This window comes from uncultured Phyllobacterium sp. (assembly GCF_902479695.1).
GTDB classification, from domain to species: domain Bacteria; phylum Pseudomonadota; class Alphaproteobacteria; order Rhizobiales; family Rhizobiaceae; genus Phyllobacterium; species Phyllobacterium calauticae.
Genome location: NZ_CABSQF010000013.1, coordinates 65,994 through 87,250, shown reverse-complemented (window position 1 = coordinate 87,250; position 21,257 = coordinate 65,994). Strand labels below are relative to the sequence as shown.

The 21,257-nt window shown below is 54.7% G+C and carries 17 protein-coding genes; 11 read left to right on the top strand and 6 right to left on the bottom strand.

Features of this window, described 5'->3' with window-relative positions; all coding sequences use genetic code 11:
• Positions 1-427 precede the first annotated feature (427 nt).
• Together RDL77_RS10335 and RDL77_RS10330 are read right to left on the bottom strand one after the other, a co-directional pair.
• The gene (locus RDL77_RS10335) at positions 428-1,789 is read right to left on the bottom strand and encodes a sensor histidine kinase (protein ID WP_288192755.1); all 1,362 of its coding nucleotides are present in this window, start codon (positions 1,787-1,789) and stop codon (positions 428-430) included.
• Positions 1,786-2,451 carry a response regulator transcription factor gene (locus RDL77_RS10330; RefSeq protein WP_288192754.1) on the bottom strand — a complete coding sequence of 222 codons (666 nt, stop codon included), beginning with the start codon at positions 2,449-2,451 and terminating at the stop codon, positions 1,786-1,788. The genes RDL77_RS10335 and RDL77_RS10330 overlap by 4 nt, the downstream gene beginning before the upstream one ends.
• A 1,532-nt stretch (positions 2,452-3,983) precedes the next feature.
• Between RDL77_RS10330 and RDL77_RS10325 the strand changes: the two genes are divergently transcribed.
• Positions 3,984-5,438 (top strand): hypothetical protein, encoded by a 1,455-nt coding sequence (locus tag RDL77_RS10325; RefSeq protein WP_288192753.1) that lies wholly within the window; start codon positions 3,984-3,986, stop codon positions 5,436-5,438.
• 155 nt (positions 5,439-5,593) lie between these two features.
• Here RDL77_RS10325 and RDL77_RS10320 read toward each other — a convergent pair whose 3' ends face one another.
• Positions 5,594-5,896 (bottom strand): CoA transferase, encoded by a 303-nt coding sequence (locus RDL77_RS10320; protein ID WP_288192752.1) that lies wholly within the window; start codon positions 5,894-5,896, stop codon positions 5,594-5,596.
• A 245-nt stretch (positions 5,897-6,141) separates the two neighbouring features.
• Here RDL77_RS10320 and RDL77_RS10315 point away from each other — a divergent pair, with 245 nt between their 5' ends.
• The 4 genes from RDL77_RS10315 to RDL77_RS10300 all read left to right on the top strand — a co-directional run bounded on the left by RDL77_RS10315 (position 6,142) and on the right by RDL77_RS10300 (position 10,084).
• Complete coding sequence (locus tag RDL77_RS10315) at positions 6,142-7,050, top strand: LysR family transcriptional regulator (RefSeq protein WP_288192751.1); 909 nt, start codon at positions 6,142-6,144, stop codon at positions 7,048-7,050.
• A 183-nt stretch (positions 7,051-7,233) separates the two neighbouring features.
• Entirely contained in the window at positions 7,234-8,010 is a 777-nt protein-coding gene (locus RDL77_RS10310; protein ID WP_308526396.1) for an alpha/beta hydrolase, read from the top strand.
• Between the two features lie 70 nt (positions 8,011-8,080).
• Positions 8,081-8,716: a glutathione S-transferase family protein gene (locus RDL77_RS10305; RefSeq protein ID WP_288192750.1), complete on the top strand. Its 636-nt coding sequence runs from the start codon at positions 8,081-8,083 to the stop codon at positions 8,714-8,716.
• Between the two features lie 198 nt (positions 8,717-8,914).
• Positions 8,915-10,084: an epoxide hydrolase family protein gene (locus RDL77_RS10300; protein WP_288192749.1), complete on the top strand. Its 1,170-nt coding sequence runs from the start codon at positions 8,915-8,917 to the stop codon at positions 10,082-10,084.
• A gap of 295 nt (positions 10,085-10,379) precedes the next feature.
• On the opposite strand, the gene RDL77_RS10295 is transcribed toward RDL77_RS10300, so the two are convergent.
• Both RDL77_RS10295 and RDL77_RS10290 read right to left on the bottom strand, forming a co-directional pair.
• The gene (locus RDL77_RS10295; RefSeq protein ID WP_288192748.1) at positions 10,380-11,858 is read right to left on the bottom strand and encodes an NAD-dependent succinate-semialdehyde dehydrogenase; all 1,479 of its coding nucleotides are present in this window, start codon (positions 11,856-11,858) and stop codon (positions 10,380-10,382) included.
• Positions 11,859-12,200: 342 nt separating this feature from the next.
• Positions 12,201-13,406, bottom strand: coding sequence for a P1 family peptidase (locus RDL77_RS10290; RefSeq protein ID WP_288192747.1), 1,206 nt, complete (start codon positions 13,404-13,406; stop codon positions 12,201-12,203).
• A gap of 584 nt (positions 13,407-13,990) precedes the next feature.
• On the opposite strand from RDL77_RS10290, the gene RDL77_RS10285 reads away from it, so the two are divergent.
• The 4 genes from RDL77_RS10285 to RDL77_RS10270 all read left to right on the top strand — a co-directional run bounded on the left by RDL77_RS10285 (position 13,991) and on the right by RDL77_RS10270 (position 17,949).
• Positions 13,991-14,695, top strand: coding sequence for an ABC transporter permease (locus tag RDL77_RS10285; protein ID WP_223616021.1), 705 nt, complete (start codon positions 13,991-13,993; stop codon positions 14,693-14,695).
• 2 nt (positions 14,696-14,697) lie between these two features.
• Positions 14,698-15,372 (top strand): ABC transporter permease, encoded by a 675-nt coding sequence (locus RDL77_RS10280; RefSeq protein ID WP_223616020.1) that lies wholly within the window; start codon positions 14,698-14,700, stop codon positions 15,370-15,372.
• Positions 15,373-15,505: 133 nt separating this feature from the next.
• The gene (locus tag RDL77_RS10275) at positions 15,506-16,285 is read left to right on the top strand and encodes a transporter substrate-binding domain-containing protein (RefSeq protein WP_288192746.1); all 780 of its coding nucleotides are present in this window, start codon (positions 15,506-15,508) and stop codon (positions 16,283-16,285) included.
• Positions 16,282-17,949: a N,N-dimethylformamidase beta subunit family domain-containing protein gene (locus RDL77_RS10270; protein WP_308526395.1), complete on the top strand. Its 1,668-nt coding sequence runs from the start codon at positions 16,282-16,284 to the stop codon at positions 17,947-17,949. Before RDL77_RS10275 ends, RDL77_RS10270 begins: the two co-directional genes overlap by 4 nt.
• Before the next feature lie 142 nt (positions 17,950-18,091).
• Here RDL77_RS10270 and speB read toward each other — a convergent pair whose 3' ends face one another.
• Complete coding sequence (gene speB / locus RDL77_RS10265; RefSeq protein WP_288192745.1) at positions 18,092-19,039, bottom strand: agmatinase; 948 nt, start codon at positions 19,037-19,039, stop codon at positions 18,092-18,094.
• Positions 19,040-19,222: 183 nt separating this feature from the next.
• Here speB and RDL77_RS10260 point away from each other — a divergent pair, with 183 nt between their 5' ends.
• Together RDL77_RS10260 and RDL77_RS10255 are read left to right on the top strand one after the other, a co-directional pair.
• Positions 19,223-20,173, top strand: a complete 951-nt coding sequence (locus RDL77_RS10260; protein ID WP_288192744.1) for a LysR family transcriptional regulator — start codon at positions 19,223-19,225, stop codon at positions 20,171-20,173.
• A gap of 323 nt (positions 20,174-20,496) precedes the next feature.
• Positions 20,497-21,249, top strand: a complete 753-nt coding sequence (locus RDL77_RS10255; protein ID WP_288192743.1) for an amino acid ABC transporter ATP-binding protein — start codon at positions 20,497-20,499, stop codon at positions 21,247-21,249.
• The last annotated feature ends 8 nt before the right edge of the window (positions 21,250-21,257 follow it).

Genomic DNA, 21,257 nt, shown 5'->3' with positions numbered 1-21,257 from the left:
CTAGAAGTAGAGGCTGCATCGCTGCAATCGACTGGATGATGGATGGGCCAATTTCCGTAACTCTTTCGATACGATGTTCTCCCATACGCATCGATTACGCCAGCGCCTGGAAGACAATCGATTGGCGCGATTTGCAGCGGATCATCGTCGGGACCATGAGGAATTGTGGTGTTGATTTCCACGCGGAACTGAGCCTGTTGGAAAGACCAACAGCGAGGTCATCGCCTATCAAAAACGCGCACGCAAACCGTCGCGGCGCAACAGCTGGGTCGAGGAACGAAGGGAGCGCAGACTACGGGAGCAGGCTGCCACAGATCTATTCACTGTCGCGGGGCAGAGCTGCGAGATTGAGGTCTCCGCCCTGCTCGTCGATGAGCCTCGGCATCTGTCAGGATGACATTTTAACTTTGCACAACAAGCGACATTTCTAATGGGCGGCCACACTTGGCAAGCGGATGATGACTTCAAGTCCACCATGACTGGAACGTTCAAACGCAATCGTTCCGTTATTGAGGGAGACAATCTCGGAAGCAATCGCCAGGCCAAGGCCAGTGCCTGTGACTGTCTCGTCCAACCGCCTGTCACGTAGACCAATCGTACTGTGATCTGAGAACTGTATGCCCGGACCATCGTCGGATATTCGCCATTCGACGAACGCGCCATCCTGCTTAGCCATGATGTGGATTTCCTTGTTCGCCCATTGCGCTGCGTTCTCCAATATCACACCGACAAGCTCGACAAGGTCGTTTACGTCGATGTCGACGTTCAGACCATCCTTGACATTAACGACCCAGACCAGTTGTTCGCCTTTGGGTGTTCTTTTCAACACCGCAATCGTGCGGGGAACAACGCTGCTTAATGACGCGCTGAGGGCGTGCATCCGAACACGTTGACGCAGTCGGACCAGCCTTAACTGATAATCTATCCGGTCACGCATCTCGTTCGTCAGATCGACGATTGATACTGCGCTGCGAGTGTTGCCGCCTTTTTCCAGCTCATAGGCGATCGTGCCCAACACTGTCAGCGGGGTTTTAAGCCCGTGAGCAAGATCGGATGCACGGGATCGCGCAAAATCCATCGATTTCTGTTGCATAGCAAGGAGGGCATTTACTTCGCCGACCACAGCAACAACTTCCAGCGGGTAGATGGCATCGATTGAAGACGCAACGCCGTTGCGGATACTTTCAATATCCTTACGCAATTTCTTAAACGGAGAAAGACCGAACTGTACCTGCAGGATGACGGCAACGACAAGGACAAAGCCGAGGACCAGGAGTGCTAAGGCCAGTTCCCTCCCAAAGCGGGTGATCGCCTCATCGAGGATAGACCTGTCTTGAGCGACGATGATCTGAAAACGCCGTTCACCTTTGGTTTCTGCAAAGCGTGCCGTCAGAGACAATGCAAGCAATGATTGGCCCACCGGCCCTTGAACGGTCGACAGCTGTCCGCCTTCATTTGAGGGGCTAACCTTGAGAACATAATCCCAGAGCGATCGCGAGCGGATGTTTTCCTGGGTACCAAGATCTGTGATCTGCCAATAGAGGCCGCTGACCGGTGTCTGATAGCGTGGATCAGGCAAAGCGCCAGTAAGCAAAGGTGCGGCACTGAGGGCGTCCGGATTGATCAAGGCGACAAGGCGCGACATTGTCGCCGATAAATCTGCGGACGCGCCGCGTTCCACGTTGTTGGTGAATAGATATCCGATGGTTACACCCGCCAAGACGAGGGCAATGGCAATCCAAATACCAGCTCCCAGTATAAGACGAACCCGTAAGGACTGGATTCTCAAGGGGCATCCCCACCGAGGATATACCCAAAACCTCGACGTGTTGCGATGATATCGGCACCCAATCTCTTGCGCAGGCGACCGACCAAGACTTCAACGGCGTTCGAACCGCCCTCGAAGTCCTGCGTATAGAGATGTTCGGTAATCTCGACCTGTGAAACGACACGTCCGCCCTGATGCGCCATGAAAGCGAGCAGCCGGTATTCTTGTGGTGTCAATACGATTGGAACGCCCGCGCGCGAGACCTGTCTCATCCGTGTGTCGAGAACCAGTTCGCCAATTTCAATCTGAGATGATGCAAAGCCACCTGCCCGACGCACGATCGCACGTATGCGTGCCACGACCTCCTCCATCCGGAAAGGCTTTACAACGTAATCGTCGGCGCCGGACTCGATTCCTTCCACTCTTTCGTCCCATTGTCCGCGCGCAGTAAGAATCAATACGGGAACGTTACGTCCTGCGCGGCGCCAGCGCTTCAGGATCGTCAAGCCATCCAGCGTTGGAAGGCCCAGGTCAAGGATCACGGCATCGAATGTCTCGGTGTCACCACGGAACCAAGCGTCTTCTCCATCTCTGGCATATTCCGCAAGGAAACCGGCGGCCGATAGCGCTATGCCAAGCGACTCGGCTATACGGCGGTCATCTTCGGCAACAAGTATCCGCATGTTTATCTCACTCTTATGAGTTTGCCTGTGCGGGCATTGAAAGAATAACGGCTGACTTCGCTGTTGGTCTCGAGCACCTTCAACTCATATTGGAGAATACCCCTCACGGGGCGCAACCGCGCGTCAATGATCTGGCCGTTGGTAAGGTGGCGGGCAATGGTTACAATTTCGTCTAGTGGGAGGGCTCTGTTGGCTTGGACCGCTCTTAAAGCGCCATTTGGTCCTTCAAATTTCTCGTCGGGTCGGTTGCCCCCAGGACCGTCGGGGTAAGATTGCTGATCGCTTTCGGAATCATCCGAATCGGAGACGCCATCGCCCGAGTCCGATCCACTCGTAGAGCCACCGTCGCTCGAAGAGCCATCCGAACCGCCGTCGTCGGAGATTTGGATGTAATGAACACCCTCTACGTCACTTGTCCATTCGTGTGCCTGCACAGCCTTGGGAAGGTGTAGTGCCAGGACAACGACCGCAAACCGCAGCAAGGCTCTCAAGGGCCGAAAACGCACTCGGATCCTCCTAAAACCATCTAAGCCCTTCAAGGGGATAGCTTAGATCAACGAAGCTGACAATTCGCTGACAACGCACTCACGCGTTTTTCAGGCATCATAAAGTATACCCACCACCGTAGAAGCAAAACAAGTGAATTGGCAACGAGGTCAAAACCATGCAACCGAGCAGACATTAGACGATCGCACACGATGGTATGTCTCTTCGAGATTCGAGCAAAAACCTGGAGCTGCAACATGAGAGTGCTGTTTCGCTTTGTACCGGTCGTCATTTATGTGACTGCGCTATCCGGAATGTTTTTTACGATATTAGTTGCCTGGCCCGACATGCCTGCAGGACATTTCAGATTTTCATACAGTATCGGGCAAACCGGCGGCCCTTATGTCAAAACAATAGACTGGTGACGAGTCTTCACCAGTCTTCGATATGCCCGACCGTCACGAATTCCCAATATCCTAAATCGCAGCGTCCCAACCTTCAGAATCGCACTGAATAAAGTCTCCAAGGTCACATATCTTCGACGTTTGATAGCACCAAAAGGAATACAAAATGCAGACGCTATTTCGCTTTATGCCAGCCGCAATCTATATGGTCGCTCTATTTGCAATCATTTCGTCGATATTGATCGTTCGGCCATCGCATGTCAGCAGACCGTTCAACTTACATTGCCAGTATGAAAAATACTCCGATTGCAAAATGGTGCGTTGAGATTGAATGCACGGTGTAGAAGGCCCCTTCTTTATGGTGCATCCACCCCTACTGGGTAACGGGGCTGTCACCTCCACAGGTTTGTTCGAATCATTGTTTGAACGATGCTTAACACCCGACATGACCAGACGCTTTGCCGCTCCAGAGGAGGAGCATACAGGGGCCTGTTCGGATGAACTTTTCAGCACAAAAGCAAACGCGCAGACCAAGCCCAACGGTGATCTGGACAAACCGAAGCAGCTCTGAAGCCGCATCCGAACCTGACAACGCTGCGCGTGCAACTTGCCCGCGCCTGCCCAATACGCAAGAGGACAAGAATGAGCTCGATCAGAAAAACACGCCGCATAACAATGATGTTGAGCAGCGCCCTTCTTTTGGCCATGACCGGATCAATCACCGTTCCTTTGTTTGAGAGCAGCCGGGCTATGGCTGCGTCATCTGCAAAGATTGACGCAGCCCAACTGCAACTCAATATGCGCCGCTCTCTTTCAACTATTCTTGTTGCTTACAAAAACGAACCCAAAAAAGGCTCGCGGGCGGATGCCATGCTTATGAAAGCGACAAACGAAGCACTGCAGGCACTTGGGAGCCTTGAAAAAGGTATTGATGCCCGCGACCCCAAGAAAATGACGACTGCTACAAGCAGTCTCTCTGTTGCTGTTGGCCGCATTGAAGCAATTTCGGATTCTGCCAGGATTGCCAATCCGACGGTGCGCGAAGGCGTCAGGGCTCTTTCCACGAACTGGGCCGCCTATGGGACGCGCTATGCGCTTATTGAACCAGTCAAATCAAAACCCGTGAAGGCAAGTTTCGAGCAGGTAAAAGAACTTAAGGCGCAGGTAGCTAAGCTTCGCTCACAGGTGAACAGGCTGCAAACCGAAACAAGGTCAAATACTCAGCTCGCAGCCAATATCAGAAGACTGTCGACCCAATTGGGCCGGATCGAACAGGACCGTATTGATGAGGCAAATTATCAGCGAACCGTCTTTCTCCTCGGTTCGTTTATGGGCTGGATGGACGGCTATCGGATCGTCACGACGACTTACTACCCGGCTTATACCCACTATTTCGTAGTGGAACGGGTTACCTATGAATATTGGGAGACCTGCTGGATCGACTATTACGAGCCCTATTACACCTATACAGACTGGAGCTACTACGATGATCCGTTTACGCCCACTGTCAACATTAACATCAATATCGACGCATCGACACAAGTGGTGGTCAACAACTACGCTGAACAGAACATCAGCGTCATGATTGACGAGAGTCATCAAACTGAAAATTATTTCGAGAACCTGCCAATTGCCGAAACTGATGTTGACATGAAGCAGGTGGACTACACTCCTTCCACACCGGCTTATGAATTGGAGAAAGAGATCACCAGATCCTCATTGGACTCTCCAAAAATGATACCTGCTCCGATTGAGACAGGCAGCCAGGTCGAGCCCAACGACAATACTGCCGATGAAACTCCAACGGGTGATTCAAATGCACGAGTGCCATCGGTCGCAGAAGAACCAGTAGCTGAGCCTATCGTCCCGGCTAGCGAACCGGGGGAACAAAAGAGCAGCGCGCGGCCTGAACCATCCGTCCGCACCTCAGAAGAAGCTATAATCGTTGATCAGGATGAACAATCCCAATCCACGAAAAGAGAGCAGGTCATCGAGCCTTCCGACAATGATGATGCGAACGTGCAACCGCCTGATCGCGAGCCGGCGGCAATCGAAGAAGCATCGCATGAAAGTGAAGATGACCAGCCTGCTCAATGAGAGCAGGAATATGTAAGTTTTGCCACCTGATGAGCCGTTTTCCAGTGGTTGACCGGATCTGATTGAGATTAAGTTGTGATCAAATAAAAGGTCACGAAGTCTATCCATGCTAGGAACCACGACCGATAGCAAACACTAACTCTACGTGCCGCTCTTTACATACCAGTGCCTGACAGGCTCCGGTCCCGTATGGTCTCCAGGTCATCTTCCTTCTTCAGGTCAAGGACCACGGACTTCTTGCCCCGGTTCAGCGTCATGTGGCACGCGCCCATGCCCTCCGTCTGCACCGGCGCACCGGAATTGCGCATCATGTCGCCACCGGGTGCTTCCACCTTGATGACCTCCGCGCCGAGGTCCGCCAGGATTTCTGTGGCGCAAGGGCCGAACACGATGGGCGTCATATCAACAATCCGAATGCCGGTCAGCATACCTCCGGTATGCACAGAACTACTCTGCATCATGTTCTCCTGAATGAACGCAAGATAATCATTTGCTGAATGGCTTTAACCAGCTGGGCTGGCGCGCACACAATGGGCAGTGGTCAATGCGCTCGGCACTTCCGCGAGTTCGGGCTATCTCCATCAAGCTGTAAGACACCTAATCTTCTCCTGACACCTGCTTCGCCGACCGTAACTAGCATTTCGACCACGTATGAACTATGAGTTGCGGGTAGAAATGACTATTCCATTTATTGAGAGGATCGATGGATCGCCTTGAGGCCATGTCGATGCTGCTGGAAGTTGTCGATCATGGTAGTTTCTCCGCTGCCGGGCGGGCGATGCGGGTATCCCTGCCAACGTTGAGCCGTCGGATTTCCGAACTGGAGGCCCTGCTTGGCGCCCGCCTGCTCACGCGCACGACCCGCAAAATCACGCTGACCGATGCCGGCGCTGTCTACGTCGCCGCCGCACGAGAGATTCTCAATAAGGTAAAACAGGCGGAGCGCGAAGTAGCCGGCGAGTTCATCGAGCCGATCGGCGAATTGGTCGTAACAGCTCCCACGATGTTCGGACGCCTTCATGTCTTACCGATCATTACTGAGTTTCTGGAACTTTACTCCGGAATTCATGTGCGGTTGGTGCTGATCGACACCAATCTGGCACTAGTCGAGGAGAATGTAGATGTGGCGATCCGGATTGGCCAGCTTCCAGATAGCGCCATGACCAGTAGCCGCGTGGGATCGATCCGGACCGTCCTGTGCGGCAGTCCCCGTTTGTTTGTAGACAAGGGTGAACCGCGCACACTCGATGATCTCGCCCACTTTCCCTCAATTACGGTAAACATGCCCATTCCAGTTGCACAGTGGCGCTTTGATGTTCCCGGCTCGCTGGACGCACGCATTCCGCCATTGTTGTCTCGCCTGACGGTAACAACGCCAGAGGCGGCAGCGGCGGCGGCGATCCAAGGGGCTGGGCTCACTCAACTCCTGCATTATCAAGTGGCCGATGCTGTAAGAGCCGGAACGCTGCGGATCGTTCTTGAGGAGATGGAACCGGCCCCGTCTCCGGTTCATCTGCTCCATACGTCAAAGGCTCCGCTGCCGCTCAAACTTCGCCGTTTCCTCGACTTTGCCGCGCCGCGGCTTCGCAGCGACCTCGCTGCTCTGTCATAGCTCCAAGCCCATCGTGAACCGTCGAGTGGGCGCGATACTTCCATTTAATGAAATAATATCTTGTCGATTTGCGTAATTCTCCAGGCATGGCGTAGCGGTTAGATAGGCTTTCGGCAGGTGGCGGCGTTGTGAGTTCCTTGTAACCTCGCATACCCCCGCCCGGATTACGAAGGAGGTAGAATAGTGGCTACGGCTGAGTTTTCACATAACCACATGACTTCCATGCAAGCACATATCAAAGAGGCCACGCCCGGCACAACTATTGTGCTGGTGCATGGGGCGTTTGTGGATGGTTCGGGTTGGCGAGTGGTGCACGATAGACTGAACCGCGACGGTTATCGCGTCGTGGTCGTGCAGAACGCCATCCGATCACTAGAGGATGATGTTGCCAATACGCGGCGTGCGATCGCTGCAGCGCCTGGTAGCGTGATCCTTGTTGGCCACTCCTACGGGGGCGTCGTCATCTCAGAAGCGGGCAATGACCCGAAGGTCGTTGCCCTGGTGTATGTCGCTGCATTCGTCGCTGATGCGGGAGATTCGGTCCAGACGTTGACGGCCAATCATGCACCGGGCGGATCGAAACCACCCTTCCTGCCGACCGGGGACGGCTACCTCCTGTTTGACACCTCCAAATTCCCTCAAGTCTTCGGCCAGGATCTTTCTCCCGAAACGAGCAGCTTCATGGCAGCGGCGCTTAAGCCTTGGGCCATCGCATCGATGGCGGGCAAGGTCACTGTTGCCGCGTGGCGCGTGAAACCCAGCTGGTATGTGGTCGCCACAGACGACAGACTTGTCCACCCCAGTCTTCAACGCAGGATGGCAGAGTCGGCCGGCGCGCGCGTCGTTGAAGTAGCCGGCAGCCATGCGATCTACATGACCCAACCCGAAGCCATCGCCATGACGATTGTGCAGGCGGCAAGAGCCACGGCGGAATGTGGAGCGAGCCAAGTTCTAGCTTAGAGGCTTACCCGCCGCGCAGATAGAACGATGCTGTGATTGCCACATCCGGTTAAAATAAGGATTACTCCACATGTTGACACTTTATTACTTTCCACATGCCTGCTCGATGGCTTCCCACGTCGCACTGGAAGAGGCCGGAGCTGCCTTTGAATTGAAAAAGGTAAACATCCTGACGGGCGAGCAGTTCAAACCTGAGTACCGGGAGATTAACCCGCGGGCAAAGGTGCCGGCACTTCGCTTCGACGATGGTCAGGTTCTGTTGGAATCCACTGCCATTCTCGGCTGGATCGGGAGTGCATTTCCCGATCAAGCGCTCCTCGGCAGAGATCCGTTTGAACGGGCGCAGACAATTGCGACCTGTGCCTGGCTCTCCGGTAGCGTCCATCCCACATTCACGAAGTTCTATCATCCCGAACAGGTGGTTTCGGACCGGGGCCTGTTTGCAGCTGTAAAGGCGAAAAGCAAGGAGAACTATTGGGACCACCTCCAGGAAATGGACCGCATCATGGAAGGTCGTACGTGGATGATGGGTAGTCATTTCACTGTCGCTGATCCATACGCTCTGGTGTTCTACTCGTGGGGACGCGATCTTGGGCTGCCGATCAGCGACCTAACCAATCTCATGGCCCTGAAAGACCGTCTGATTGAGCGGCCGGCAGCCCGTCGGGTGCTTGAGAAGGAGAAGAGCGTCCTACTCTCATTGTGAGCGGTTGGCTTATGCCAAGTTGATCACCACGGCCGACTACGCAGATCTCTTAGGTGATTGCCAAAAAAGATGGCATCTATGGCAAATCGAAAAAAGCTGGTGATACCGCTCCAGCTTGTTCATTGACAGGCTAGCCCGAGTACGCATGAAACGTAGCGGAATGCGGAAGTACCGAGCACATTATTGAGGAATCGCTACATGCAGCCCTTCCAGATCAGTATTGCCGACGAACAGATCCAGGATCTAAAAACACGCGTGCGCCAAACGCGCTGGCCGGGTTCGATATTTCAGGACGGGGACGAGGATGGGGTGAGCCTCGCACTCGTTCAAAAGCTTGCAGCACATTGGTCGGACGAGTTTGATTGGCGCACGAGGGAGGCGCAATTGAACAAGCTGCCTCAATTCATCGCCGATATCGATGGACAAGACATTCATTTTATTCACAAAAAGGGCGTGGGACCGAATGCGCGACCCCTTATATTGACGCACGGCTGGCCGGGCTCCTTCGTAGAGTTCGAAAGAGTAATACCACTGTTGACGGACCCGGGCTCACACGGAGGTGACCGGTGCGATGCATTTGACGTTGTGGTGCCTTCGCTCCCCGGCTTCGGCTTCTCAGCACCGCCAAGGCAACCTGGATTGAATGCCCGGCGGGTTGCCGGACTTTGGCAGAAGCTGATGCTTCAACTTGGTTATGAGCGATACTTTGCGCAGGGTGGCGATATCGGGGCGGGCGTATCGGCCTGGCTTGGTGCTCTCTATCCGGGCTCCGTCGAAGGGATTCACTTAAATTACATTCCCGGAAGTTTTCGACCGCCATTGGGGGCGGATTATCCCGCCATTACAAGTGAGGAACAGCAATTCCTGGAGCGGGCCACAAAGTTCGCGAGCATGGAGGGCGCCTATTCACTGCTGCAGGCGACCAAGCCGCAGACGCTCTCGTTCTCTTTGTCAGATAGCCCGGTCGGTTTGCTGGGCTGGATAGCCGAAAAGTTTGCGAGTTGGTCCGACTGTGACGGCAATCTGGAGACGGTGATATCTGCAGATGTGTTGCTCACGAATGTATCGATTTACTGGTTTGGAAACACCATCGACTCGTCCCTTCGCATGTACAAGGAAAATCGGCTGCAGCCTTTTTCGTTTCCGGATGTCTCAAACGTACGCGTGCCGATGTCGTTCGCACATTTCCCGAAGGAATTACCGACCCCGCCGCGTTCATGGGTCGAGCGCGTATTCGATGTGCGCCGATGGACAGATATGGCGAAGGGCGGCCATTTCGCCGCGCTTGAACAACCCGAGCTCTTAGTCCGCGATATTCAGGATTCATTCCGCGTGTCTGGCGCGCCAATAACCGCCGCGGCGATTTGAATAGACTAGTAGCGTAACGGACGAAGCTTTGCGAAGGGAGCATAAGCGTTTGTGGGGCAGTCAGGCGGCGAGTGCTGCTTCATCCTATTCTTGATTGTCGTTTGCTATGAGAAACTGACGTGGGCACCCATACGCCAAGCGACGGCGGCACGAGCCAGCGACCCGAGGCTGCATGGATCTTGATTACGTCCGATGCGGTATAGATGAGTTGGGTTTCCTCGCGCGTGTGAATCTGTTTGTGCTGTATGAGCCTTATCAACAGCCCGAGAGGCTTCCTGCACCATTCGATAGTGCGTCACACGTTAAAGCAAAGATATTTTACCTCGACATAATCCTCGATGCCGTATTTTGACCCTTCGCGGCCCTGGCCGGACTGCTTGATGCCGCCAAACGGGGCGACTTCAGTTGAGATCAGGCCAGTATTGATACCGACCATGCCGTATTCCAGCGCTTCCGCCACGCGGAAGATCTTCGACATATCCTTGGAGTAGAAGTAGGACGCCAGGCCAAATTCTGTGTTGTTGGCCATTTCAATGACGTCTTCTTCTGTCTCGAACCTGAACAGCGGTGCCACCGGACCGAAGGTCTCCTCGCGCGCGACCTTCATCTCCATGGTCACACCGGTCAGGATGGTCGGCTGGAAGAACAGACCGCCCTTGGCGTCCGGCTTGCCGCCAACCGCAACTTCGGCGCCTTTTTCGAGCGCATCAGTAATATGCTCGGCGACCTTCGCCATGGCCGAATCCGTGATCAGCGGGCCCGCGTCCACACCAGGCTCGAAGCCATCGCCGACCTTCATAAGACCGACCTTAACGGAGAGTTTTTCGGCAAAGGCGTCATAGACGCCAGAATGGACATAGAGGCGGTTGGCGCAAATGCAGGTCTGGCCGTTGTTCCGATATTTCGAGATCATCGCGCCTTCGACCGCCGCATCGAGATCGGCGTCGTCGAAAACAATGAAGGGCGCATTCCCACCAAGCTCGAGACCGAGCTTCATGATCTGCTTGGCGCCTTGGCGCATCAGTATCTTCCCGACCTCGGTCGAGCCGGTGAACGTAAGCTTGCGGACCTTCTCGTTCTCGGTGAACTCCTTGCCAACCGACGACGAATCCGTCGAAAGGATGATGCTGAAAATACCAGCCGGAACGCCTGCGCGCTCGGCAAGAAGCGCGAGCGATAGCGCCGAGAGAGGCGTTTCGGCCGCAGGTTTGGAGACAATGGCGCAGCCCGCAGCCACGGCCGGTGCAAATTTGCGAGCCAGCATGGCATTGGGGAAATTCCACGGCGTTATTGCCGCAACAACTCCCACCGGCTGCTTGATGACGATGATGCGCTTGTCCTGCTGGTGACCGGGAATGGTGTCGCCGTAAACTCGCTTGGCCTCCTCGCCGAACCACTCGACATAAGATGCCCCGTAGAGCACTTCGCCCTTTGCTTCCGCTAGCGGTTTGCCCATTTCGATCGTCAGGATCGCTGCGAGATCGTCTGCATTTGCGACAATCAGGTCGTAGAGCTTGCGCAGCACGACGGCGCGTTCCTTACCTGTCTTTTTGGCCCACTCCTTTTGGGCCTTGTAGGCCGCGTCGATGGCGCGGGCCGTCTCCGCACGGTTCATATCTGGCAGCGTGGCAATCACCTCGCCATTGGAGGGGTTGGTGACCTCGAAGGTCTGGCCGCTATCGCTCTTAGAAATCCACTCACCGGCGATGAGCGCCTGGTCGATGACGAGGGACGGATCCTTGAGCTTGGAGATCAGGGTCGGGGAAATGGTCATGGATGAAACTGCCTCTCTGGCACATTCGCGAAGCATTTCTTCGAGGATGTCGAATGCTTCAGCAAATAAATCGTTTTGGATGATGATCGGGCGAGGAAACGAATGACATTGCCGTAAACGCCGCAAGTCATCGCCGGCTTCTGGGGGTCGCGCACCCTCTCATGTTCCTTCGGCTTGCACAGCCGACTTGAAGCTGGTGGGTTTGGTGCCGGTGGCCGGGGCTGGTCGTTCCTGAGTAGTATGATCGTTACTGTGCAGGGACTTTTGCTCTTTATCTCGTGTTTGGTGCGTATTCGAGCAAGATCTGGTTGGGTGCTCTGGCGGGCATTTGGCATGGCCAGCTCACTTCGCCTGCTGCCTACCGTACAGTCCGATAAGCTGCTTGAGCTCGTCGTGCGGCAGGCCGAACAAGGTGTAGCCGTCCGCGCCCGTCATTGTGTCGGCGGCCACCAGGGCGTTGACGATCGCCTCCTCCGTGGCTTCTACCGTTGCTTGGAATACAGGATCGAGCTTTCCCGTGGCCAACATCGGGCCTTCGTTCAGCTGCTCGTCGGGCACATCGTTCGCGGCGGAGGTCGTCGAGAAGGATACGATCAGGTCACCAGACCCATTGCCAGAAAAAGACCCGAGGCGCCCGAGGCCAAGCGAAGCGCGACGCGCGACGCGGTTCAACTCTATTGAACTCAACGGAACATCAGTTGCCACAACGACGATGATCGACCCGTCGTCCGGAACTGACTTCCCACCGCTGCCGTCGGCTTGGCACTCCGGCTTCTTTTTCTCGTCTGATTGGCCCGGCGCGTAGCAGGGTAGCCACTTTGCGTTCAGCTCATGACCGACCGGAACCCCCGAAATACGTAGAACCTCGCGCGCGCCCGTGTTGCATTGGACGAGCACCCCCACAATGTAGGGCTTTTTGCCGATAGAAATCGTCCGCGACGCTGTCCCGATACCGCCCTTGAAGCCGAAGCAGCGCATGCCGGTGCCCCCGCCGACATTGCCCTCGGCGACGGGGCCTCCATAGGCGCGGTCGATCGCCTCCATCGCGTGCTCCGGCTTGACGTGGAAGCCCTGGATGTCATTTATCCCGCCGTCCCACGTCTCCCCCACGACCGGCGTCACAGCCTCGCCGAATTTCTGGGCGGACCACCGCTGTATGCCGGCATAGACCTGCCCGATGGCGTTGGTGTTGGAAATGCCAATGGGGCCATAAACGAGGCCGAGGTCCTGCAGGTAGGACTGGCCGGTCATTTCCCCATAGCCATTCAGGTTGAAGAAGCCGCCATTCACCGGCTTCGAACTGGCGTGGCCTCTCGGCAGAACGACAGTCACGCCTGTCCGGACCGGACCTTGCCCTACACTGGTCCGCCCCTCCCCTTCGATCAAGGTGACGTGGCCGACCTCAACGCCAGCAACGTCGGTAATCGCGTTGAGCTTGCCCGCCGTCCCGTCGAATTCGACGCCCAAGTCGCGGGCGCGCTCCTTGGAAGCCGCCACCCCGCTCGCCAGCGATGCCGCAAGCAGAACCGAAATGAATGTTTTGTGCACTGCAAACCTCCCAAAGCCGTGGTTTGGAAGACCTTATAGCTGCTGAAGAACAGACAAATAGCGGCCCGGAGGATATTGCATCGGATTGGTCGATGTAACACGGTATGGTTCTCCTGCAGTAACGCCCTTCTCTACCCCGGCGCCTCGCCACTTCTACCCACTCCGCCTCGACATTGATTATCGGCATATAACTGAGTCTCAAATGCGAAAAGTAGGGGCGCGTTCCGGTTGACCCATTGCACGGCTCTCCAGAAAAGGGTGATTCCCTGACCGTCGAGGTATCTGTCACCGATCGTCCTGTTCCCCCCACGATTTTTGGCTCAAGACGGGGACTGACTTTGGACTTCCCGCCCAGCCGCTTGGCGCTAGTCGATTGTCGATTTAGCGACAGTTTCTGGTGGTCGCGACCTTCTCACCGCATAGGCTTTGTAAAGGTCTATGGGCACTGCTCGCCCACACGGGCCGCCGCGAGTTGATGGATACATCTATATTCGCGATGTATGCGCACCATATTGCGGGTTTATCTTCCTGAAGACTGTCCCACTAATCCAACTCATGTGGTTAGGTGTCAGGAGGTATGCTGCATGGAGTTATTAGGTTTCGGTGCTGGTGGGTGGGGCTGGTCGTTCCTGAGTGGTCTGGTCGTCACTCTAGAAGTGGCAATCCTTGCCTTACCGCTGGGTCTGTTTTTGGGCCTCATGATCGCGTTGGGTAGGCGGAGCAAATCACGCCTCCTCAGGATTGCATCGATCGGCTACGCGAGTGCATTCCAAGCGATCCCGGAATTGCTGACTATCTTTGCAATATACCATGGTTGCTCTCAACTCATTCAGCTTTTGATGTCGCAACTCGATGTTCAGACGGCGTGGACCGTTCCGGGTGTTGGGGCAGGCTCGTTCGCTCTCAGTCTTGTGTTCGCCGCCTACTCAAGCGAAATATGGTTGGGTGCTCTGGCGGGCATTGGGCGAGGCCAGTACGAAGCAGCATTGTCCCTCGGGCTTCCGGGCATCGCATCCCTCCGGAATGTCATATTGCCCCAAGCATTTCGGCTCGCTCTTCCTGGACTCGGTAATCTTTGGATTATCCTCCTGAAAGATACCGCTCTTGTCTCGCTGATATCCGTCTCCGATTTCATGAGACAAGTGAACTTGGCTGTTGCCGCAACGCACAGATACTTTGTTCTCTATCTATTCGCCTGCCTGGGTTACATCGTCCTGACAAAGATATCGGAGTTTGGTCTCGAACGGTTGAATCTGAGAACAAGCCGTCATCTTGTGAGGACGGCATAACAATGGATACTTCCCTTGTCATAGAAAACGCAGGTCGTCTCTACGATGGATTCAAGCTAACGCTTGCACTGGTAGGGTTGTCTGCCACTTGTGCCGCAATCATAACCGTTCCGCTGGTTTTGGGATTGCGCTCCAAGGCGTGGGCACCGCGGGCCTTTTCCAACACCTATGTCACCTTCTTTCGCGGTTCACCGCTCGTGGCTCAACTTTTCCTACTCTACTATGGGAGTGGCCAGTTTCGATCCGTATTGGAGGGTCTCGGCGTCTGGTGGCTTTTCCGCGACGCCTTCTTCTGCAGCGTTCTCGCATTTGCCCTCAATTCAGCAGCCTATACCGCCGCGTTGGTAAAGGGAGCGATCGACGCACTGCCCGAGGGGCAATGGGAAGCCGCCACTGCCCTTGGGCTTGGTTGGGTCGCCACGCTCCGAAAGGTAATCATGCCACAAGCCATAAGGCGAGCCCTACCGGGTTATGGAAACGAGATCGTTCTTCTGATCAAGGCTAGTTCCATTACGATGGCAGTGACGCTTTATGAATTACTTGGAGTTGTCAAGGTTATATACTCACGTACTTTCGATATTAGTATCTATATTTGGGCAGCATTAATCTACATTTGTATCGTCTCCGCCATCAGGCTCGCCTTCAGGTTTTTGGAGCAATCATTTTTTCGATGGTGACCACTTCGGTGCTGAATCCGAGGCCGATGGCAATGGGATCGGCACCTGAACTGAATGAACACTAGAGGGCGGCAATTAGGGTGTGGCCTAAGCCGGCTCAGAAAACAAGCAGTAGTTAAAATGGGAGAATCAAATGAAACCGGTAAATGATTACAAAGTGCTGCTCGCAACGGCACTGCTATCGTTCAGTATCACATCCGCAATGGCTGAGCAGCGTATACTCAAGATTGGTACCGATGGCCTTTATCCGCCCTTCAGTGTTGTCGACAACGCAGGCAAGGTGACCGGTCTCGACATCGAAATCGGCAACGCAATCTGCGCCAAGCTCGGCGCAAAGTGCCAATGGACAGCACAGGACTTCGAAGGTCTCATCCCTGCTGTCCAGAATGGTCGTTACGATATGGTTATTGCATCGCACTCGATCACAGACGAGCGCAAGAAGGCGGTGGACATGATCAAGTACTACAACAACAGCGCGAGCTTCCTGGTGCCGAAGAATGGCGATGGGTCTGACCTGTCACCGGCTGCGTTCGCAGGAAAATCAGTGGGGGCCCAAACAGCAACCGTCCATGCTTCCTATCTCGAGAAAAATTTTTCAGGGTCGACGTTGAAATTTTATCCTTCGCAGATTGAAGCCTACGCCGATCTTAGCGCAGGTCGCATTGATGCCGTGATGGGCGACACACCGACTCTCTATACATGGGTACAAGGCGAGGGAAAGGATTGCTGCAAGATTTCAGAGGCAAAAATTTCGGACCCATCCATTGGAGATGGGGCTGGGATAGTCGTCAAGAAGGACAATGAGCCTTTGCATTCGGAGATTCAGAAGGCCGTCGACTTGATGTGGTCAAACGGTGAGTTTGACGCGCTTTGGGCCCAATACTTTCCTTTCCGAATCGGAAACGACAAGTGACCAAGGGTTCTCGCGCCATGAGCAGCTCGTCTCATGCCCAATCCTCTGGTACCGAATGGCGCCGCGAGGCTGTGCAGGGAAATTACGCAGAAAGGGCCCCCACCGATCCAGGGGGTCCGATTCGGATATGGCTATACGCAGATCGCATTTCATACCGGCCAGGCGAGCCTATTCGAATTTCGGTCAACACTAACGCACAACGCTATTCGCTCGAAATATACCGGGACGGCGCGCATCGTCAGCAAGTTTTTCGCCGTGAGGGCATTTCAGGCATCTGGTCTGCCACAAACGCCAATTGTTCAGAGATCGGCTGCGACTGGCCGGTTTCCGTGATCGTACACGATACAGAAAAATGGCGTTCCGGCGGATTTGTTATCAAGGCTTTCGTTGAATCCAGCGGTGATGGTGTTGTCGCCGAGAGTGAGCATGTCGTCATCATCGGCCCGGATCGTCAAACGCTAACGCGCGGGATCAACGACAGGTTGCTTCTGGTAGCGGCAACGGCCACATGGACGGCCTATAATGATTGGGGCGGTTCCAATCATTATCAGGGCTTGTTCGGGCCTCAAGGAAATGATTTCTCGCCGCGTCTTAGCGTCCAGCGACCTTACGCCCGTGGTTTCGTCAGCATTCCCGATGAGGCTCCACGCGCAGTTCTGCTGGATCAGCCCGGGATCCTGGAAGAACCGGAATATCCACACATGGAGTGGGCCTATTGCAATGGATACAGCAAAAAATATGTCTCAGCAGGATGGGCAAGTTTCGAACGACGATTTGTGATTTGGGCTGAGGAAGCGGGCTATCAGGTTGACGTAATATCTCAGACAGATCTGCACGACGATCCAACTATTCTGTCCGGTTACCGATGTGTGGCAACTATTGGCCATGATGAATATTGGTCTTGGGAAATGCGCGACGCGATCGATGCTTATGTCGAACACGGCGGACGTATCGCGCGGTTTGCTGGAAATTTCATGTGGCAGATCCGCTTAGAAAACGATGGGAATACGCAAGTCTGCTACAAATATACAGCTCGTGAGCGAGACCCATTAATGAAGACGGGGCCAAGGCATCTTGTAACGGAGTCCTGGGAAGCTGGCGAGATAGGGCGGCCCGGCGCCTCAACATTCGGCCTTAACGCTACCCAAGGCATGTACGCGAGTTGGTCTGGGTGCTCACCCCGTGGTGCCAAAGGGTTTCCCCTGTATCGTCCAGATCACTGGGCTTTCGCGCAAACCGGCTTGTATTATGGCGACGTCATCGGCGGCCAAAGCGGCATATTTGGCTATGAGGTCGATGGAATCGGCTATGAAATCCGCGGCGGCCTGCCATTCGTTGCTCCAGGTGAAGTAGCGCCGGCCGGTATGGAAATACTGGCGTTGGGCCTATCATCGACCATCGAGGAGGGAGAATCGATCAGGCCTGGTCACACATTTCTAGGGCGGGAAGACGCAGAATATGTGGCTATGGTTCTGACCGGGTCGGCAGACCCTGTAAGCATTGAGAAAACAAAACGGGGATGTGGAGCGATCGTTCACTTCCAGAGCGGAAAGGGGCAGGTCTTCCATGCCGGAAGTTCGGATTGGATAATGGGACTAGTCCGTGATGACCAGATCGTGATGCAGATCACCAGGAACGTGCTCGATCGGTTTCTGGCGCCGTAACAGTTCAGCTGCGTGAGAACGCCGCTGAGAGAACCTGTCGTCGTGTGCATAACGATCGGGCAGTCAGTTGTGGAGAAATGGTGCTTTGCCAGCGCATGCAGGTTCGGTCAAGGCTGGCGCGCCAGGCGCGCCAGCTCCAGTTCTATCGCCTGATTACTCCGGGTAGCACACAAAGCAGTTCAAACAGGAGGTTGGCAGCGGTAATCGCTGTTGTTCCCGTCGTGTCGAAAGGGGGCGACACTTCAACGAGATCAGCACCGATTATGTTCAACCCGTGGCATCCCCGAATGATTTCAAGGGCCTGGATGGTGGTGAGTCCACCGATCTCCGGCGTTCCTGTACCGGGGGCAATACCAGGATCAAGACTGTCGATGTCATAACTTACATAGACAGGACCTTCGCCCATCTGTTGACGGACTTCAGCCATGAGAGGGACAAGCGACCTATGCCAGCAATCTTCCGCTGGAACGACGCGGAATCCCTGCCCCCGCGGCCAGTCAAAATCTTCAGCGGCATAACCGGAGCCTCTTAGCCCTATCTGAACGACGCGCTTGCAGTCCAGCAGACCTTCCTCGACGGCGCGCCGGAATGGTGTTCCATGCGCGATGGCTTCGCCAAACTGATGGTCATTGATGTCGGCGTGTGCATCGATATGGATGAGCCCCACTGGGCCGTACTTGCGCGCCATCGCTTGCAGGATCGGATATGTAAGGGTGTGGTCTCCGCCAATTGCCAGCGGCTTGCAGTCGAACTTCAAGATACCGTCGAAGAATTCTGAGATAATGCGTACAGACTTTTTCAAGTCATACGGGTTCGTCGGGACGTCTCCGATGTCGGCGACCTGAAGGCTGTCGAATGGGGCGGCTCCAGTTCCCATGTTGTAGGGGCGGATCATCACCGATTCAGCACGAACCTGACGAGGACCAAAGCGGGCGCCGCTACGGTTCGACGTGCCAATATCCATGGGAACGCCGACAAAACAGGCGTCCAATCCCTTCGCGTCCGGCGCGTGAGGTAACCTCATCATCGTCGTGATACCCGCGAAGCGCGGCATTTCATTGCCACCAAGCGGTTGGTTGAAAGTTGTCATGAGAGCTTCTCCAAATCCTCGTTTTCAGTCGGCATGGGCGCGCCAAGCGAGAGTAAAAAGCCAGATCGCCCATCAACGTAGGATCCATGGAGAATTTCTTGCGTTAGAAAAATAGCGATTGAGGCATGTTGCATCGGATCAGTCGATGTAACATTCTTCGATGTTTACGGAGGAGGATATGGAATGCGTGTTCACGACTTTGATCTCAAGTTACTTCGTACATTTCGCGCGATTGTCGAGGCAGATGGCATCGTAGGGGCGCAACTCACTTTGAACGTGTCTCAATCGACGCTTTCTACGCAACTGGCCGATCTTGAAAAAAGGCTGGGATTTCGCGTCTGTTACCGAGGTCGATCAGGATTTGCGCTCACAACGGCCGGGCAGCAGATCTATAACGCCTGTGAGGACCTGTTCTCAGCGGCTGACAGATTTCAGAACGCCGCCGCCTCGATCTCGGGTGAACTCAAGGGAGTATTGCGGTTAGGCATTGTGGACGCAATGATTACGAACCGGACATGGGACTTGTCAGCAATCATCGGTGAGTTCAACGACCGAGCTAAGAAGACCGTGATCGAAATCTTCAGGGACTCACCTGGGGATATGGAGCGGTTACTTATCGAGGGGTCACGTGACGTAACTATTGGCGGTGCCTTTACCAGAAAAACGGCAGGTATCGCCTACATCCCTCTCTTCAACGAGCAGCACGCGATCTTTTGTTCGAACGATCATCCGCTAGCGGGCCATGAGGCCGTCGAGATCGCCGAGTTGAAACACTATGTTTTTGTCGCGCGCCGCTATCTGCACCGATACGATCTCGAGCGAGTTGGGCATATCAGTCCCGGTGCAATCGTGGAGGAGATGGAATCCCAAGCGCTTCTGATTCAGTCGGGTCGTTTCATTGGCTACCTCCCAGTGCACTACGGGGAAACGCTGCGGTCACTGACGAGGGTCAGAACTACGGAAAGCATCGATTATTATTCGCCTTTTTACCTGCTTCATAAAAACAATGCAGAAGAGAATCTTCTTGTACGAAATTTCCTGAACAGGGTGCGAGAAGCTAAGATGCTGAAATCAGAGCAGTACTCGCAACCGATACAGCCCCTCGAAAGCGCCATCAAGAAGAAACGACGCTAGTGAGATACATCTCTTTTTACGATGTAAAAGCCTAAAAGATCGGATAGACAAGGACGTCTCGCGATCGTTAGCTGTTCCCGTCCACGCACTGTCAGTTGGGATAAGGGAAGTTCAATGTTCACCGATGCCATCAACATCGATTACGAGCCGGCCGGTGATGGGTCAGCGGTTATCACTGCGCCATTATCAGTTAAGAGCATATCCGCATCCTTTCTGAGGTTTTTGACAGGGCGGTTCATTGCGCCATTCAGGCCCAAATGTCGTCGATGGGCCGAAGAATTCGTTCGCAGCACGCAACAAGAACTATCTCATCGGGGGAAAAAATGACCTCAAGCCCAACAATGATCAGCCTTGATAATATCCATAAATCCTACGGGTCGGTGGAAGTGCTCAAGGGCGTAAGCATCGCCGTCAATGCCGGCGAGCGGGTGGTGCTCTGCGGCCCCTCTGGATCGGGAAAAAGCACTCTGATCAGGTGTATCAACGGCTTGGAAACGAGGACCAGCGGGCAGATTCTGGTGAATGGTCACGAGTTGCATCCCAACTGTGAAAACATCGCCGATCTCAAAGGAGAGGTTGGAATGGTCTTCCAACAGTTCAATCTGTTTCCGCATCTAACGGTGCTGCAGAATCTAATGCTGGCGCCGCGGATCGTTCGCGGCATCACTCACGAGGTGGTGCGGGCTCAGGCCATGAGCCTCTTGGAACGTGTTAAGATTGCGAACAAGGCTCATGCCTATCCGGGACAGTTGTCAGGCGGACAGCAGCAGCGTGTCGCAATCGCGCGTGCGCTTTGCATGCAGCCGAAGGTGATGCTGTTCGATGAGCCTACGTCCGCCCTGGATCCCGAGATGGTCAAGGAAGTCCTCGATGTCATGATCGATCTGGCCCGAGAAGGCATGACGATGATCGTCGTTACTCACGAAATGGGGTTTGCAAGGACGGTGGCAGATCGAGTGATCTTTATGGATGGTGGGGTGATCTTGGAAGAAGACGCCCCGGTTTCATTCTTTGCCAGGCCGAAGCATCCGCGCACGAAAGAATTTCTTCGGCAAGTGTACGGACACAGCCACTAGTCGCATCG